The organism is Amycolatopsis sp. NPDC031561, from assembly GCF_055580625.1.
In genome coordinates, this window is sequence record NZ_JBVILA010000003.1 from 324,068 (window position 1) to 337,577 (window position 13,510).

Sequence of the window (13,510 nt, forward strand, 5' to 3'; positions counted from 1 at the left end):
GGGGGGGGGGGGGGGGGGGGGGGGGGGGTTTTTGGGGGGCTGGGAAGGGGGGGGTTTGTTTGTGTGGGGTGTTGTGGTTTTTTTTTTTTGGGGGGGGGGGGGGGGGGGGTTCCCCCCCCCCCGCTACCTTCCGGGCTGCGTGACCGGTGATGCGTCGGTCCAGTTGGTCGCCTGAACGGGGCTGAAGGGAGCTTTCCCCGCATCCCACGCGACGAAAGCTCCCTTCACCTCATCCCACGCGGGGAAAGTCCCCTTCGGCCCCCGCGCGGGAAACGGGTGGAGGCGGCCCCCGACGTCCGCCTCCACCCGGGCCACCTAGCGCGTCGGCTGGGTGGAGTTCGACGGCGGAGCCGCGGAGGACGACGGCGCCGGCGGGGCGGACGAAGAGGGCGGCGCCGGCGCGCCCTTCGGGATCGCCGCGCTGAACGGGACGTCGGTCCGCTCCTGGCAATAGGAGCGGTTTCCGTTGTAGCCGTTGAGGTTCCCGTCGTTGTCCTGGACGCCTCGCTCGAGCCGCGGCCGCGGGTAGCGGTTGTCGTCGCCGACCTTCCGCTTCTCGCCCGAGCTCCGCTCGCAGGCGTACCGGGTCGTGCTGAGCGGACGACCTTCCTCGTCGTAGAGGTAGATCTCGGTCAGCGGCTTGCCCTCGGCGTCGAACGCGTAGATGTTGTCCACGCTCTGGTTGCCGTACATCAACTGCGGATTGCCGTACGTGTCGTTGTAGCTCGGCGTGTATCCGTTGTAGGAATCGTTGCCGTAGGACCGTTTCGCGATCAGATCGACCGCCGCGCCCGCCCCGCCGAGCATGCTGCCGATGACGAACGCCGAGATCGGCACGGCCAGCCACAGCAGCCGCCGGTCGGCCTTCAGCTTCGGCCCCGCCCAGACCACCGCGACGGCCGCCAGCAACAACAGTGGCAGCATCAACACGGCCTCGGCGTTCCGAAGCACGAGCAGCAGGCCGAACACGACCAGCACCGCCGCGCACAGGATCCACCACGCCGGTTTGAGCGAGCGGAAGTAGTTCAGTCCCTTGCCGTTCCGGTTGGCCTGGAACGAAGTCACGATCTCGCGGAGCTTGAGCACCTCCGGCAGTTCCGCGATCGGCGCGACGCCCCGCCGGACCACGTAAACCACGCTGATCGCGAAGACGGGCGCGATGAAAAGCAGGCCCGCCATCGGTTCCACCCGGACCCACACCGCGGCCGCGAAGCCGAACAACGCGAACCCGCCGACCGAGAACACCAGGCCCCAGAACGCGAACCGCGCTCCGCCGATCCCGGTTTTCGCCTTCAGCAAGGCGGTCTGTCCGCCCGCGTCGGCCGGACGCGGCGGATAGCCGCCGGACGCCCGCAGTTCGGCGGCGTAACTCTCTGGGCTTCCCAGGCGCTCGATCAAGGCGTCGACCTTGGGGTTGTCCCCCAGTTCCGCCTCCATTTCGGCGAGATGGGGCCGGACGTCTTCGAGGATTTCCTCGACTTCGCTCTCGGGCAGGTCGGCGAGCGCGCTCCTGACCCTCGCCAAGTACACCCGCACGGCGGTCGGATTCTGCGTGCTCATGCTGCCTCTCCCAACAGGCTGTTCATCGTCGTGGCGAAACTCCGCCAGGTCTGCGCCGATTCGTCCAGGCGCTGACGACCCGGCTCGTTGAGGCTGTAGTACTTCCGGTGCGGGCCTTCTTCGCTCGGCACCACGTACGACGTCAGCAGGCCTGCCTTGTACAGCCGCCGGAGCGTCCCGTACACCGAGGCGTCGCCCACTTCCTGCAACCCCGCGACCCGGAGTCTTCGGAGTACGTCGTAGCCGTAGCCGTCCTCCCCGCGAAGCACCGCGAGAACGGCGAGGTCCAGCACGCCCTTGAGTAGCTGACTGATCTCCACAGTCGCGTCCCTCCCAGTCTTACGCAACAGAAGGTACCACGCATTGCACAGTAGTGCGCAAGGCGGAGGCGACTTGCGTCCGGACTAGGTTCATGGGTTACTTAGTCCAGTAATGAACCACCGCACCCGGGGAGGGTGCATGACGACTGGGAACGGAGGTGTCGTGCTCGACGACGGAACACCACTGTTCGCGCAGATCGCCGAACAGATCGCCGACGACATCGCCGAGGGAAGCCTGGCCGAGGGGGAACGCGTGCCGTCAACCAACGAACTCGCCGCCTTCTACCGGATCAATCCGGCGACGGCGGCCAAGGGGATCAACGTGCTGGCCGACGACGGCCTGCTCGAGAAGCGACGCGGGATCGGCATGTTCGTCGCCGGCGGAGCGCGGCAGAAGCTGCTCACCGACCGGCGGCGGCGCTTCGCCGAGCAGTACCTCGACCCCATGCTGATCGAAGCAAGGCGCCTCGGCATCGACGACGAAAGCCTGATCTCGCTCATCCGCGGGAACGGACACCAGAACGGAGGACCGGCCGCATGACGCCGACCATTTCGACCACCGGCCTGACCCGGCGCTACGGCGACCACCTCGCACTCAGCGACGTCTCGGTCGGCATCGAAGAAGGAAAGATCACCGGCCTGCTGGGCCGCAACGGCGCGGGCAAGAGCACCTTCCTGCGCATCATCACCGCACAGGAGTTCGCCAGCGCGGGCACGGTCCGCGTGTTCGGGGAGAACCCGGTGGAGAACGAGCGGGTGCTCCGGCGCCTGGTGCTCGTCCGCGAGGACCAGCAGTTCCCGGACTTCAAGGTGCGGCACGCCCTTTCGGCGGCGTCGTGGTTCTACCCGAACTGGGACGCGGAACTGGCCGACACGCTGCTCCGCGACTTCGACCTGCCGCTGAAGCGCCCGATCAAGAAGCTCTCGCGAGGGATGCGCTCGGCGCTGTCGATCACGATCGGGCTGGCGGCACGCGCGGAACTCACGCTGCTCGACGAGCCGTACGCGGGTCTCGACGCCGTCGCCAGGCACCTGTTCTACGACCGGTTGCTCGACGACTATTCGGCTCACCCCCGCACGGTCCTGCTTTCCACGCACCTGATCGACGAGGTCGCCGATCTGCTGGAGCACGTCGTGATGATCGACAAGGGCCGCGTCGTCCTCGACGCGCCCGCCGACGAACTGCGCGGCTCGGCCGCCACCGTCAGCGGCCCGGCCACGGCGGTGGAGTCCTTCGTCGCCGGCCGCCGGGTGCTGCACCGCCGCAAGATCGGTTCGCGGGCTTCGGTCACCGTCGCCGACGCGCTCGACGCGGCCGCGAAGGCACGGGCACAAGCCCTGCACCTGAAACTCGAACCGCTTTCCTTGCAGCAGTTGATGGTGCACACCTCCAACGGACAGACGACCGCAGAGGAGGCGTCCGCATGAACATCCTGGTCAAAGTCGCGCGTTATCACCTGGTGGACCGGCTCCAGTTCCTGGTGCTCCCGGTCGGCGTCACGCTCTTCGCCTTCGGGGTGAACCTCGCGATCTTCGCGCTGATCCCCGAAACACCCGAGGACAACTTCTCCGGCGGCCTGTTCACGCTGTTCGTGTTCATGCTCGTCTGCGGTGCCTTGAGCATGACGAAGTCACTGCCGTTCGGGCTCGCGCTCGGCGTGTCGAGGCGGTCGTACTACCTGGGCACGGTCCTGCTGGTCGCCGGATTGTCCGCGCTGTACGCGGTGGGCATCGCCGTGTTGCAGGTGATCGAGGACGCGACCCGCGGCTGGGGGCTCGGCCTCCACTACTTCCGGGTGCCCTGGGTGCTCGACGGCCCCTGGTACCTGACCCTGCTCACGGCGTTCGTGTTGCTGACGCTGATGTTCGTCTACGGCATGTGGTACGGCCTGATCTACCGGCGCGCTTCGGTGGTGGGTGTCGTCCTGTTCGCCGCGGCTCAGGTCCTGGTGCTGCTCGGTGGGGTTCTGCTGCTCAGCTGGACCGACAGCTGGTCGAAGCTCGGCGAGTTCTTCGGCACGCTGACCGTCGGCGGACTGACCGGTGTGCTCGCGGTACTGGTCGGCGTCGCCGCCGCAGGCGGGTTCGCCACGATGCGCCGGGTCACGGTCTGACCGCGGGAACACTTCCACACCAAGGAGTTCTGTCATGGCTGTGACCTCAGTAGTGCTGTCCGTGATGCTGGCCGCGATCTTCGCCGTACTGGGGGTGGCGAAGCTCCTGCGTCAGCCGTCGTTGATTTCCCGGACCGAGAGGCTCGGTTTCTCGGTCCGGGAGATCCAGGGGATCGGCGCGCTCGAGGTCGCCGGCGCGGCCGGACTGGTGGGCGGGTTCTTCTGGCCGCCCCTCGGGATCGCCGCGGCGATCGGCCTGGCGGCGCTGCTGATCGGGGCGGCGGTCTCCCACGCGCGGGCGGGCGACGGGGTCAAGGACATCGCCCCGCCGGTCTGGCTCGCGCTGATCTCGGCGGCGGCCGCCGTCACCGCGATCGTTTCGGCTTAGGCCACCAGGGTTTCGCGCGCCCGGTCGCGGATGCGTCCGACCACAGTGGACCTTCGCCAAGCGTGCGTGACCTCGACCAGCCATGCCGCTTCGGTGGCGATGTCGGGCTCATCGAGATAGGTCGCCGGAACGTCGTCGGGGGCGTACCGGCGGCCTGCCTCGGAGGCGACGAGCGCGGCGGCCAGTGCCGCGGCCTCGATCGTCGCGGGGACACGGGCTTCGGGGATCTTCGCCTTGCGTGCCTCGGCTTCCGCGACCGGGGGAACGTCCGGGTCGAAGTACGGGCGCAGCGCGAGATGGCCGTCCCGGATCTCGATGACCCTGCGGTACAAGGCGAATTCCACACCTCCCGGCATACCGGGGCCCGGGTCCAGCGCGATTCCCGGGACGGCTTCGCGCATCGCGGTCCACAACGGTTCGATCCGGCGGTAGGTCCGGTACGTGCCGATCAGGCGGAACGGGGTGGCCAGCGCCGGGCCCCACACGCTGAGCGTCGCGCCCGCCCCGGCGAGGCCGACGCTCAGCGCCGCCAGGATCGACGAGAGCGTGTCCTCACCCGCGTCGACCTCGCCGGTGGTGGCGAGGATGTAGATGTCGTCGACGTCCCAGAAGGTCCAGCCCAGCGCGGCGACCCCGCCTCCGACGAGCAACCAGAGCCCGGTGCGAAGCGGGCCGGGATCGGCATGCCGCGCGAAGCGGGCGAAGACGATCGAGAAGGTCAGCAGGCTGATCAGCCCGTACGCGAGGAAGACGACGTTGTACGCGACGAACCAGCCGAGCCTGCCGGGACCGGCGGCGGTGTGTTCGCCGACGCGATAGCTGTCGGAGAGCACGAAGAGCGCGATCTCGGCGGCCACCACGGTCCAGGAAAGCACCACGTGCCAGCCGATCCGCTTGCCCTCCCCCAGTTTCAGCGAATGGGAGAACGCGACCGCGAAGGCCATCGCGCCGATCTTGAGCAGGTCGGCCGCGAGGTTCAGGAGGCTGCCGATGGGCTCTTCGACACCGACGGCGTTCTCCATCGCCGGGGTGAGCAGCATGATGCCGCCCGCGATGCACATCCCGAAGGCACTGAGGAGCCACATCCGCCGCAAAGGCTGGGTGTGGCGGGCTTGGATCAGCTTGTAACCGAAGCCCGCGAAGGCCACCACGCAGCAGAAGTACGCGATGGTCTCGGTCATGGCAGGCGCCGCTTCCGGTTGCCGAAGAGGTTGTCGACCCTGGCCATCCCGCCGGCGAGGTCGCTCCCGCTCTCGTCGGTGTGCGCCGCGCCGCGCACCGACGTCCTCGCGACGCGTTGCGCGAGGATGCTGGCGAGCAGTTCGGCCTCCTGCTCCTCGACGGCGCTGTAGCTCGTGCGGCCGAGGACGCGGCGGACGAGTTCGGGCGACAGGTTCGGCATCAGGGCCTTGCTGGCGGCGGCGTCGAGGGCGATGCCGTCGGCACCCGCGTCCGAACCGACATGGCCGCACAGCAGATGCCCGACCTCGTGCAGGAGGATGTGCCGCCGGTGCAGGGCGGTGGTGTTGGTCGGGTAAAGGATGTAGTCCGCGCGCTCGGTGCTCATCAGAAGTCCGCACGGACCGCTGGAGGGGACGTTGACCTGCATCAATTCGATCGGACGGCCGCGTTCGCCCGCCAGTTCCGCGATGAAGGCCTCGGCGTCGAAGGGTTCGGGAAGGCTCACGCCGTCGGCGAGACTCCGGCAGCGGCGCCACAACTCCTTACGGCGGCGGTCCACTTCACGCCTCCCTCTTCGTGCCGCCCCGTCCGGATTCCCTGCGGGCGATCGCGTCGATCATGTCGCTGATGGTGTCGAGTCCATCGGGTGAAAGCGTTACGGCCCGCAACGCGACGTCCCGGACACCGGCATCGCGGAGGGCTCCCAGAAGGGCGAGTTCCTCGGCGATCTTGGCGCTCTGCTCGTCGTCGAAGAAGTACGCCGGTGAGACACCGAAGAACTGGGCCAGCGCCTCGAGGTGGCGTTTCGTGGGGTTGTCGCGACGACCGGTGCGCAACTGCCACAGGTACGTCGTCGAGAAACTCTCGCCGGTGGCCTCTCGGCAGGCCTTGGCGACCTCCTCATGGCTGTACGGCTCACGATCGGGTCTCAGCACGATCTGGAACAGCTTGTCGATCTTTTCGGCGAGCGTCGTCTTGCCGGGCTCGGTCGCGGCCACCATCCCACTCCCTACATGTCATGCCCGTTCATGCTAGTTGACGCGGTGCCCGCATTCATACACGACAGTTTTCACCTCACGCGAGGGCGTGGCTGACATCGCGGGCACGAGAAGGACGAACGGTTCATGAAGGGGTCCCGCCGGATCGGCGTCCCGCACCGACCGCACGGCAGACCCTCCTGACCGTAGGCGTCGAGAGAACGGTCGAAATACCCGGATTCGCCGTTGATGTTGACGTAGAGCGCGTCGAACGACGTCCCGCCCGCGACGAGCGCGGCGGCCATCACCTCGGTGGCGGCGGTGAGCACGGCGCGGCCGTGGGCCGCGGTGAGTTTGTCGGTCGGGCGGGCCCAGTGGAGCTTGGACCGCCAGAGGGCCTCGTCGGCGTAGATGTTGCCGATGCCGGAGACGAGGGTCTGGTCGAGCAGGGCGCGTTTGATCTCGGTCCGCCTCGACCGCAGCGCGCGGACGGCCTGGTCGAGGTCGAAACGCGGGTCCATCGGGTCGCGGGCGATATGCGCGATGGTGCTCGGCAACGCCGTCCCGTCGACCTCGGTGAGTTCCGCGAGCGCGAGACCGCCGAAGGTCCGCTGGTCGACGAAGCGCAACTCCGGCCCGTTGTCTGCGAAGCGGAATCGCACGCGAAGGTGCTTCTCGTCGGGCGCCTCTTCAGGCTGGACGAGCATCTGGCCGCTCATGCCGAGGTGGGCGAGCATGGCCTGCCCGTCGGACAGATCCAGCCACAGATATTTGCCGCGACGGCGCGCAGCGGTGATCTTGATACCGGAGAGCCGTCCGCTGAAGTCCTCCGCGCCGAGTTCGTGGCGACGGATCGCGCGGGCGTGGAGGACTTCGACCTCGGTGATCGTCCGGCCGGAGGCATGCGCCTCCAGCCCGGCACGGACCACCTCGACCTCGGGGAGTTCGGGCATGAGGCCGATTCTCCCACTGTCGTCGGTCAGGTCGTTTTCGGCGGCTGTTCGATGTCGAGTTCGGCCGAAAGCTGGCGCCAGGCCGTCTCGGCGGCCTTCTGCTCGGCTTCCTTCTTGGTCGTCCCCGAGCCGTAGCCGAGTTCACGCCCGCCGACGAGCACGGTGGCGCTGAACTCCTTGCGGTGGTCGGGACCGGTGTCCTCGACCTTGTACTCGGGTACGCCGAGGCCTGCCGACGCCGTCAGCTCCTGGAGACTGGTCTTCCAGTCCAGGCCGGCACCGCGCAGCGGCGCCTCGGCGAGCAGGCCGTCGAACAGGTGGTGCACGAGCTGGCGCGCGATCTCGATGCCGTGCTGCTGGTACGCGGCGCCGATGACGGCCTCGAGACCGTCGGCGAGGATGCTCGCCTTGTCCCGGCCGCCGGTGAGCTCTTCGCCCTTGCCCAGCAACAGATGCGTACCCAGCCCGCCTTCGCCGAGGCCGCGCGCGACCCGGGCCAGTGCGTGCATGTTGACCACGCTGGCACGGAGTTTCGCGAGCTGACCTTCGGCCAGGTCGGGATGCGTGTTGTAGAGGTGATCGGTGACGACCAGACCCAGCACCGCGTCCCCGAGGAACTCCAGACGCTCGTTCGGCGGCAACCCACCGTTCTCATAAGCATAAGAACGGTGGGTCAGCGACAGCGTCAGCAGCTCGGGCTCGATGGTGATCCCGAGTGCTTCGAGCAGTGGTGCGGGGTCAGCGGGTGGTCCACCGGCCGATTTGCCCCCCATGTCGTCGGCTGCCGATCAGGCGGGCTCGACGACCTGGCGACCGTTGTGCTGGCCGCAGGCCGGGCACGCGATGTGCTGGAGCTTCGGCTGCTTGCAGGCGCGGTTGGAGCAGGGCACCAGCTGCACCGGAGCCGCCTTCCACTGGCTGCGGCGCGCGCGGGTGTTGGATCGCGACATCTTCCGCTTCGGGACGGCCACGAGTAGATCTCCTTCAGACGGTCTGCCCGCGGTCGCGAGCGAACTTGCTTCTCCGGAACGAGCTGGTGCTCGTCAGGCTTGCTTTCCGGGGCCATCAGCCTGGTCATCGCCCGTTTCGTCACCGAAACGATCGACCAGCGAGGCCCACCGAGGGTCTATCTTCTCATGCCCGTGCCCGGGCTCGAGATCGGCCCACTTGACACCGCATTCGATGCACAGGCCCTGGCAGTCCTCGGTGCACAACGGGGCCAGCGGGAGCGCGAGCACCACCGCGTCGCGGACCGTCGGCTCGAGATCGATCCGGTCGTCCACCAGGCGAGGGATCTCGTCCTCGTCGGTGGTCTCCTCGGTCGCGGAGCCGGGGTACGCGAAGAGCTCGGTCAGGTCGACCTCGACGTCCTCGGTGATCGGGTCGAGACACCGCGAGCAGTGCCCCGTCGCGACGGCGGACGCCGTACCGCTGACGAGCACACCCTCGACGACGGACTCGAGGATCAGGTCGAGATCGAGGCTGGAGCCGGCGTCGATGGTGATGACGTCGGGCACACCGAGCGCGGTCTCGACGGGAATGGCGCGTTGGACGGCCTTGCTCAGGCCGGCGTGACGGCCGAGCTCGCGGGTGTCGAGCACCCACGGGTTCCGGTCGTCCAGTTGCGCAGGCCTGGCCTGCGGCGACTTGTTCTCAGACATCGGTGACCAGGGTACGCACGTGCCGCCACCGGTTTACCGGCACGCCCTGCGAAGCCTTCACGAACGCTAGGAAAGGCCCGTTACTTGCAAATTTTGCAAGTAACGGGCCTTTCCTAGCGCGCTTGGGGCCCTCGATCAGGACTGGTAGTCGTACAGCGAGGTACGGCTGTTGCCCGGCAGGTTGACCGGGGACCGCAGGTGGTTGCGCCCGGAGTCGACCGTCCGCAGCGTGGTCGCCAGCAGTTCGGAGAACTCGGCCAGCTTGCCGTCGACGTACGCGTCGCAGTCGCCACGCTGCTTGTCGGCATCGGCGTGCGCCTCGTCGACGATGCGCGCCGCCTCGCCGTGCGCGGCCTGGACGACCTCGGTCTGTGCGACGAGCCGGGCCTGTTCGGCGCGGCCGTCCTCGATGGCGCGCTCGTAGGCGTCGCGGCCCGCCTGGATCATCCGCTCCGACTCGGCCCGCGAACGGTCGGTGAGGTTCTGGAACTCGGCCTGCCCGGCGGCGACCATGCGTTCGGCCTCGCCGTGCGCGTCGCTCATCATCTGCTCGGCGCGGGCACGGGCGTCGGCGAGGATGCGCTCGGCCTCGGCCTGCGCGTCGGCGACCGTGCGGTCCGCTTCGGTGTTGGCCGTCGTGACGGTCTCCGCCGCCTCGGTGCGGGCGGTCTGGATCAGTTGATCACGCTTGTCGAGGACGTCCTGCGCGTCGTCCACTTCGCCCGGCAGGGCGTCGCGGATGTCGTCGAGCAGCTCGAGGGCCTCCCCGCGCGGTACGACGCAACTGGAGGTCATCGGCACGCCGCGGGCTTCCTCCACGATGGTGACGAGCTCGTCGAGAGCCTCGAAAACCCGGTACACGGCCACTCCCTACCTACAGCGATCCCCACTATTCCCTGTGCTCAGTTTGCCCGCATCACGGCCTTAAGAGGTGAAAGCACGCGGTACCGGGCGTGTCCCCCGACGGACCCGCCCGGCACCGCCCGCCCGTCAACGGAGGTTGAGCTCCGGATCCGTGACCAGCCTGATCAGCTGATCGTCGGCCGGACGCGAGCCCCCGTAGCCCGCGCCGGAGGCCACGGTGACCGCTGTGCCGTCGGCCCGGTACACGGTCGCGGCGCGCCCCGGTTCGACGTCGCCGGGGGGCAGCGACGGGACGGTGCCGGTCACGACGACGGTGCTCCCGTCCGCTTGCGGCAGCTTCACGCAGTCCACCGGTTGCCCACTCGTGACCCCGGGGATGTCCGCCTCGAGCCCGTCGCGGGTCTCGCGGCCCGGTTCACAGCTCTCTTCGAGGGAGAAGCCCAGCTTGGCGGCCTCGGTTCCGCTGATCGTGACGACCAGGGGGCGTTCAACGCCGGAGACATCCCGATAGCCGACCGTGGCGACGAGGATGTCCCAGGTGCTCAGCTGATCGACGGAGCGGACCTGGATGTCCTTCGCCCCGGTGAGCACGTTCGGCAGCACGGTCGCCAGATGGCCGGCGATCCGCGCCTTCTGCGCCGACAGGCTCACCTTCGGCTTGACCGGCGGCTTCCCGGCGTCCGGCGACGGTCCGACCGGGACGGCAGGCGGGGGCGTCGGCACGGCGGGCGCGACCGCCGTGCCGTCCCTTGGTGCCACGACCACCACGGCCGCGACGATCAGCGCCAGCGTGGCGGCGCCGGTGAGAGCGATCGCCCGCCGGTTCCGCGTCCGCTTCGCCGCCGTCCCGGCGACCTCGTCCGGATCGAAGCCGAGCGGGGGCTCGGCCAGTTTGATCCCGCGCAACCTGTCTTCGAGTTCGTCCATCACGCGCTCCTCCCGGAGACAGCCTCGTCGTGCTGTCTCTGCAGGGCCGCACGGAGGACGTCGAGTCCCCGCGCGGCCTGGCTCCTGACCGTCCCTTCCGAACAGCGCAGCGCGACGGCGACCTCCGCGACCGGGAGATCGGCGCAGTAGCGCAGCACGACGGCGGCGCGCTGTTTCGGTGGAACCTCGGAGAGGGCGCGAAGCAACGAATCCGAGATGCCGGCGTCAGCCGGGACTGAAGGCTCTTCGGGGACGACGCCGTCGCGGTTCTCTCTGCTCCGCCAAGGTCGTCGCCGCTCATCGAGCCAGCAGCGCAACAGGATCTGCCTCGTGTAGTTGTCTACGGGCCCTTTCCGGCTGACCTTCGGCCAGACCCGGTACAGGCGGATGAGCGCGGTTTGGACCAGATCCTCCGCGAGATGCCAGTCGCCGCAGAGCAGGTACGCCGTCCGCCTGAGCGGCAGCGCCTTGCCTCTGGCGAACTCCCTGAAGCTCGCATCGTCCCCAGACCGCATCGTGCCTCCTCTTCCGTGTTCCGGTGTATCTCACGGACGAGGAGGCACGTGGCGTTGCATGGCGGGATCAAGCGCCGAGATTCACCAGCTTGAACGTCGCGTAGCGGTCCGGCGTGTAGACGATCTCGCCGCCCTTGCCGGAGATCACGCGGTCGCTCGTGCCCACCGGGAACAGCTGGTAGTAACCGGCGGCGCACGAGGGCAGCACGCCTTCGCGGTTCTCGTAGACCGTGCCGGTCGCACCGCCGCGGGCCTTGTCGACCACGGACTTCGCCGCCGAGGACAGCGTCGAGTAGCCGACCTTCGTCAGCTTCGAGGTGTCACCGCACTTCGGAGCGGGCGCGCCGTTGACGTCGATCACGGAGAAGGTCTTGTAGTGGTCGCCGGTGTAGAAGTACTCCCCGCCGGTCCCGGTGACGATGCGGCGCGTGCCGCGGTTCGACGAGCCAGGGGTCGGGACGGTGTACTCGTGGTAGTAGCCCGAAGCACACTTCGGGAGGATGTTCTCCCGGTTCGAGAAGACCGTCCCGTCGTTGTCCGGGTACGGGTACGGCCCACCCTTCTGGATGAGGTTGTACGTCGTCGTCGCCTCGGCGGGCAGCGACGAGAGCGACGAGAGCTTGAACCCGGTGAGATCCCCGCAGGGGTTCTGCTGGATCGAGACGGGGGCGGCCGTGGCCTGGGAAGCACTGATCCCACCACTGAGTCCGCCGAAAAGAGTGACTACCAGAACGAGCAGCGCGGCGGCTATCCGCGATCGTTTGTTGGTCATTTTCGGACCGTAACCCGATCGTGTATTCACCAGAAGGCGCCGAGATGAACTCTTCATCGCCGGTCACCACTGCCCGACCAACGGCTTCGGCCGTTCGGGTCAACCTCGTTCGGCGTACTTCTCCCCGAGGCGTTTGAACACTATCGGCGGCACCAGGTGCTCGATGTCGCCACCGAGCGCGGTGATCTCCTTGACCAGCGAGCTGGACACGAACCCGTACTCCGGGTTGTTCGCCATCAGCAGCGTTTCGAGCCCGGTCAGCTCGCGGTTCATCTGCGCCATCTGGAGCTCGTAGTCGAAGTCGCTGACCGAACGCAGCCCCTTCGCGACCGCGATGATGTCGTTCTCACGGCAGTAGTCGACCAGGAGGCCCTGCCAGGAGTCGACGCGCACGTTCGGCAGTTTCGCGGTGATCTCGCGGAGCATGTCCAGCCGTTCCTCGGTGGTGAACAGGCCCTTCTTGCTCTTGTTCACCCCCACCGCGACGACGACCTCGTCGAACAGCCTCGCCGCCCGCTCGATGATGTCGAGATGTCCATTGGTGGCCGGGTCGTAGGACCCGGGACAGACCGCACGCCGCATGCGCGGACGCTACCAAGGAGCGGGGGCCCCTGCGCGTTCATCCGTGCGCCGTCTCACACCTGGTATTCGGCCCAGTACAGCGCCGTGTCGCCGTAGCGCTTCGTGCGCATCGGCTCGAAGCCCGGCGGCCAGTCGGGATCGCCGTCCCGGGCTGCCCGTTCGATCACCAGCAGGGCCCCGTCCGCGATCCACCGGCCCGCGGCGAGCGCGGCCATGACCTCCCCCAGGCGGGTGGAATCCACCGCGTACGGCGGATCGGCGAGGACGATGTCGAAGGTTTCCGGCGCCGGAACGGCGACGACGGACTCGACGGTCCCCGCCCGGACCGTGCCGCCGAGCCCGAGCGCGGCGACGTTCCCCTTGAGGATTTCGACCGCGCGCCGGTCGTGTTCGACGAACAGCGCGCCCGCCGCGCCCCGGGACAGCGCCTCCAGCCCGAGGGCGCCCGAACCGGCGTAAAGGTCGAGGACCTGGGTCCCCTGCAACTCGCCGGCGACCTCCAGCGCGTTGAACAGCGCTTCGCGCACGCGTTCCGACGTGGGCCTCGTGCCCTTCGGAGGGACCTTCAACCGCCTGCCGCCCGCGGTCCCCGCCACGATCCTGGTCATTGGAGCATCGTGCCTCAACGGCATCCGCCGTGACGTTCGGCAGGACTTGGTGAAGCCGCCGCCCAGCTCGCGTAGAGTCGTCCTTCG

The 13,510-nt window shown here is 68.4% G+C and carries 19 protein-coding genes; 4 read left to right on the top strand and 15 right to left on the bottom strand.

The genetic code is table 11. The annotated features are described in order from the left end of the window. Window positions 1-315 precede the first annotated feature (315 nt). A complete protein-coding gene (locus tag ACZ5IK_RS10645) occupies window positions 316-1,560 on the bottom strand; it encodes a DUF1700 domain-containing protein (RefSeq protein WP_465487493.1) in 1,245 nt (414 codons plus the stop codon). Beyond that, on the bottom strand, window positions 1,557-1,880 hold the full coding sequence (locus tag ACZ5IK_RS10650; RefSeq protein WP_101609787.1) for a PadR family transcriptional regulator: 324 nt from the start codon (window positions 1,878-1,880) through the stop codon (window positions 1,557-1,559). Before ACZ5IK_RS10650 ends, ACZ5IK_RS10645 begins: the two co-directional genes overlap by 4 nt. A gap of 139 nt (window positions 1,881-2,019) precedes the next feature. On the opposite strand from ACZ5IK_RS10650, the gene ACZ5IK_RS10655 reads away from it, so the two are divergent. The 4 genes from ACZ5IK_RS10655 to ACZ5IK_RS10670 are packed head-to-tail and all read left to right on the top strand — an operon-like array spanning window position 2,020 to window position 4,382. Next, window positions 2,020-2,421, top strand: a complete 402-nt coding sequence (locus ACZ5IK_RS10655) for a GntR family transcriptional regulator (protein WP_199192913.1) — start codon at window positions 2,020-2,022, stop codon at window positions 2,419-2,421. After that, window positions 2,418-3,308, top strand: a complete 891-nt coding sequence (locus ACZ5IK_RS10660) for an ABC transporter ATP-binding protein (protein WP_465487494.1) — start codon at window positions 2,418-2,420, stop codon at window positions 3,306-3,308. The genes ACZ5IK_RS10655 and ACZ5IK_RS10660 overlap by 4 nt, the downstream gene beginning before the upstream one ends. Further along, window positions 3,305-3,994: an ABC transporter permease gene (locus ACZ5IK_RS10665; protein ID WP_465487495.1), complete on the top strand. Its 690-nt coding sequence runs from the start codon at window positions 3,305-3,307 to the stop codon at window positions 3,992-3,994. The genes ACZ5IK_RS10660 and ACZ5IK_RS10665 overlap by 4 nt, the downstream gene beginning before the upstream one ends. Before the next feature lie 34 nt (window positions 3,995-4,028). Continuing rightward, window positions 4,029-4,382 carry a DoxX family protein gene (locus ACZ5IK_RS10670; RefSeq protein WP_465487496.1) on the top strand — a complete coding sequence of 118 codons (354 nt, stop codon included), beginning with the start codon at window positions 4,029-4,031 and terminating at the stop codon, window positions 4,380-4,382. Here the strand turns inward: ACZ5IK_RS10670 and ACZ5IK_RS10675 are convergent. The 13 genes from ACZ5IK_RS10675 to rsmD all read right to left on the bottom strand — a co-directional run bounded on the left by ACZ5IK_RS10675 (window position 4,379) and on the right by rsmD (window position 13,423). Next, the gene (locus ACZ5IK_RS10675) at window positions 4,379-5,563 is read right to left on the bottom strand and encodes an MAB_1171c family putative transporter (RefSeq protein ID WP_465487497.1); all 1,185 of its coding nucleotides are present in this window, start codon (window positions 5,561-5,563) and stop codon (window positions 4,379-4,381) included. The two genes, ACZ5IK_RS10670 and ACZ5IK_RS10675, sit on opposite strands and share 4 nt — an antisense overlap. Then, window positions 5,560-6,123: a hypothetical protein gene (locus ACZ5IK_RS10680; protein WP_465487498.1), complete on the bottom strand. Its 564-nt coding sequence runs from the start codon at window positions 6,121-6,123 to the stop codon at window positions 5,560-5,562. The genes ACZ5IK_RS10675 and ACZ5IK_RS10680 overlap by 4 nt, the downstream gene beginning before the upstream one ends. Before the next feature lies 1 nt (window position 6,124). Continuing rightward, entirely contained in the window at window positions 6,125-6,565 is a 441-nt protein-coding gene (locus ACZ5IK_RS10685) for a helix-turn-helix domain-containing protein (RefSeq protein ID WP_037311474.1), read from the bottom strand. A 68-nt stretch (window positions 6,566-6,633) separates the two neighbouring features. After that, window positions 6,634-7,494, bottom strand: coding sequence for a bifunctional DNA-formamidopyrimidine glycosylase/DNA-(apurinic or apyrimidinic site) lyase (gene mutM / locus ACZ5IK_RS10690; protein WP_465487499.1), 861 nt, complete (start codon window positions 7,492-7,494; stop codon window positions 6,634-6,636). Window positions 7,495-7,520: 26 nt separating this feature from the next. After that, entirely contained in the window at window positions 7,521-8,267 is a 747-nt protein-coding gene (gene rnc, locus ACZ5IK_RS10695) for a ribonuclease III (protein WP_020630746.1), read from the bottom strand. 15 nt (window positions 8,268-8,282) lie between these two features. Further along, window positions 8,283-8,465: a 50S ribosomal protein L32 gene (gene rpmF, locus ACZ5IK_RS10700; RefSeq protein WP_005160412.1), complete on the bottom strand. Its 183-nt coding sequence runs from the start codon at window positions 8,463-8,465 to the stop codon at window positions 8,283-8,285. A 72-nt stretch (window positions 8,466-8,537) separates the two neighbouring features. Beyond that, window positions 8,538-9,155: a YceD family protein gene (locus tag ACZ5IK_RS10705; RefSeq protein WP_465487500.1), complete on the bottom strand. Its 618-nt coding sequence runs from the start codon at window positions 9,153-9,155 to the stop codon at window positions 8,538-8,540. Window positions 9,156-9,290: 135 nt separating this feature from the next. Then, on the bottom strand, window positions 9,291-10,016 hold the full coding sequence (locus tag ACZ5IK_RS10710; RefSeq protein ID WP_101613428.1) for a DivIVA domain-containing protein: 726 nt from the start codon (window positions 10,014-10,016) through the stop codon (window positions 9,291-9,293). A gap of 129 nt (window positions 10,017-10,145) precedes the next feature. Then, complete coding sequence (locus tag ACZ5IK_RS10715) at window positions 10,146-10,946, bottom strand: hypothetical protein (protein WP_465487501.1); 801 nt, start codon at window positions 10,944-10,946, stop codon at window positions 10,146-10,148. Then, window positions 10,946-11,461, bottom strand: coding sequence for an RNA polymerase sigma factor (locus tag ACZ5IK_RS10720; protein ID WP_276363069.1), 516 nt, complete (start codon window positions 11,459-11,461; stop codon window positions 10,946-10,948). Before ACZ5IK_RS10720 ends, ACZ5IK_RS10715 begins: the two co-directional genes overlap by 1 nt. A 67-nt stretch (window positions 11,462-11,528) precedes the next feature. Beyond that, on the bottom strand, window positions 11,529-12,233 hold the full coding sequence (locus ACZ5IK_RS10725; RefSeq protein ID WP_465487502.1) for a ribonuclease domain-containing protein: 705 nt from the start codon (window positions 12,231-12,233) through the stop codon (window positions 11,529-11,531). A gap of 99 nt (window positions 12,234-12,332) precedes the next feature. Further along, entirely contained in the window at window positions 12,333-12,815 is a 483-nt protein-coding gene (gene coaD / locus ACZ5IK_RS10730) for a pantetheine-phosphate adenylyltransferase (protein WP_101609798.1), read from the bottom strand. 53 nt (window positions 12,816-12,868) lie between these two features. Then, complete coding sequence (rsmD, locus tag ACZ5IK_RS10735; RefSeq protein ID WP_465487503.1) at window positions 12,869-13,423, bottom strand: 16S rRNA (guanine(966)-N(2))-methyltransferase RsmD; 555 nt, start codon at window positions 13,421-13,423, stop codon at window positions 12,869-12,871. Between the last annotated feature and the right edge of the window lie 87 nt (window positions 13,424-13,510).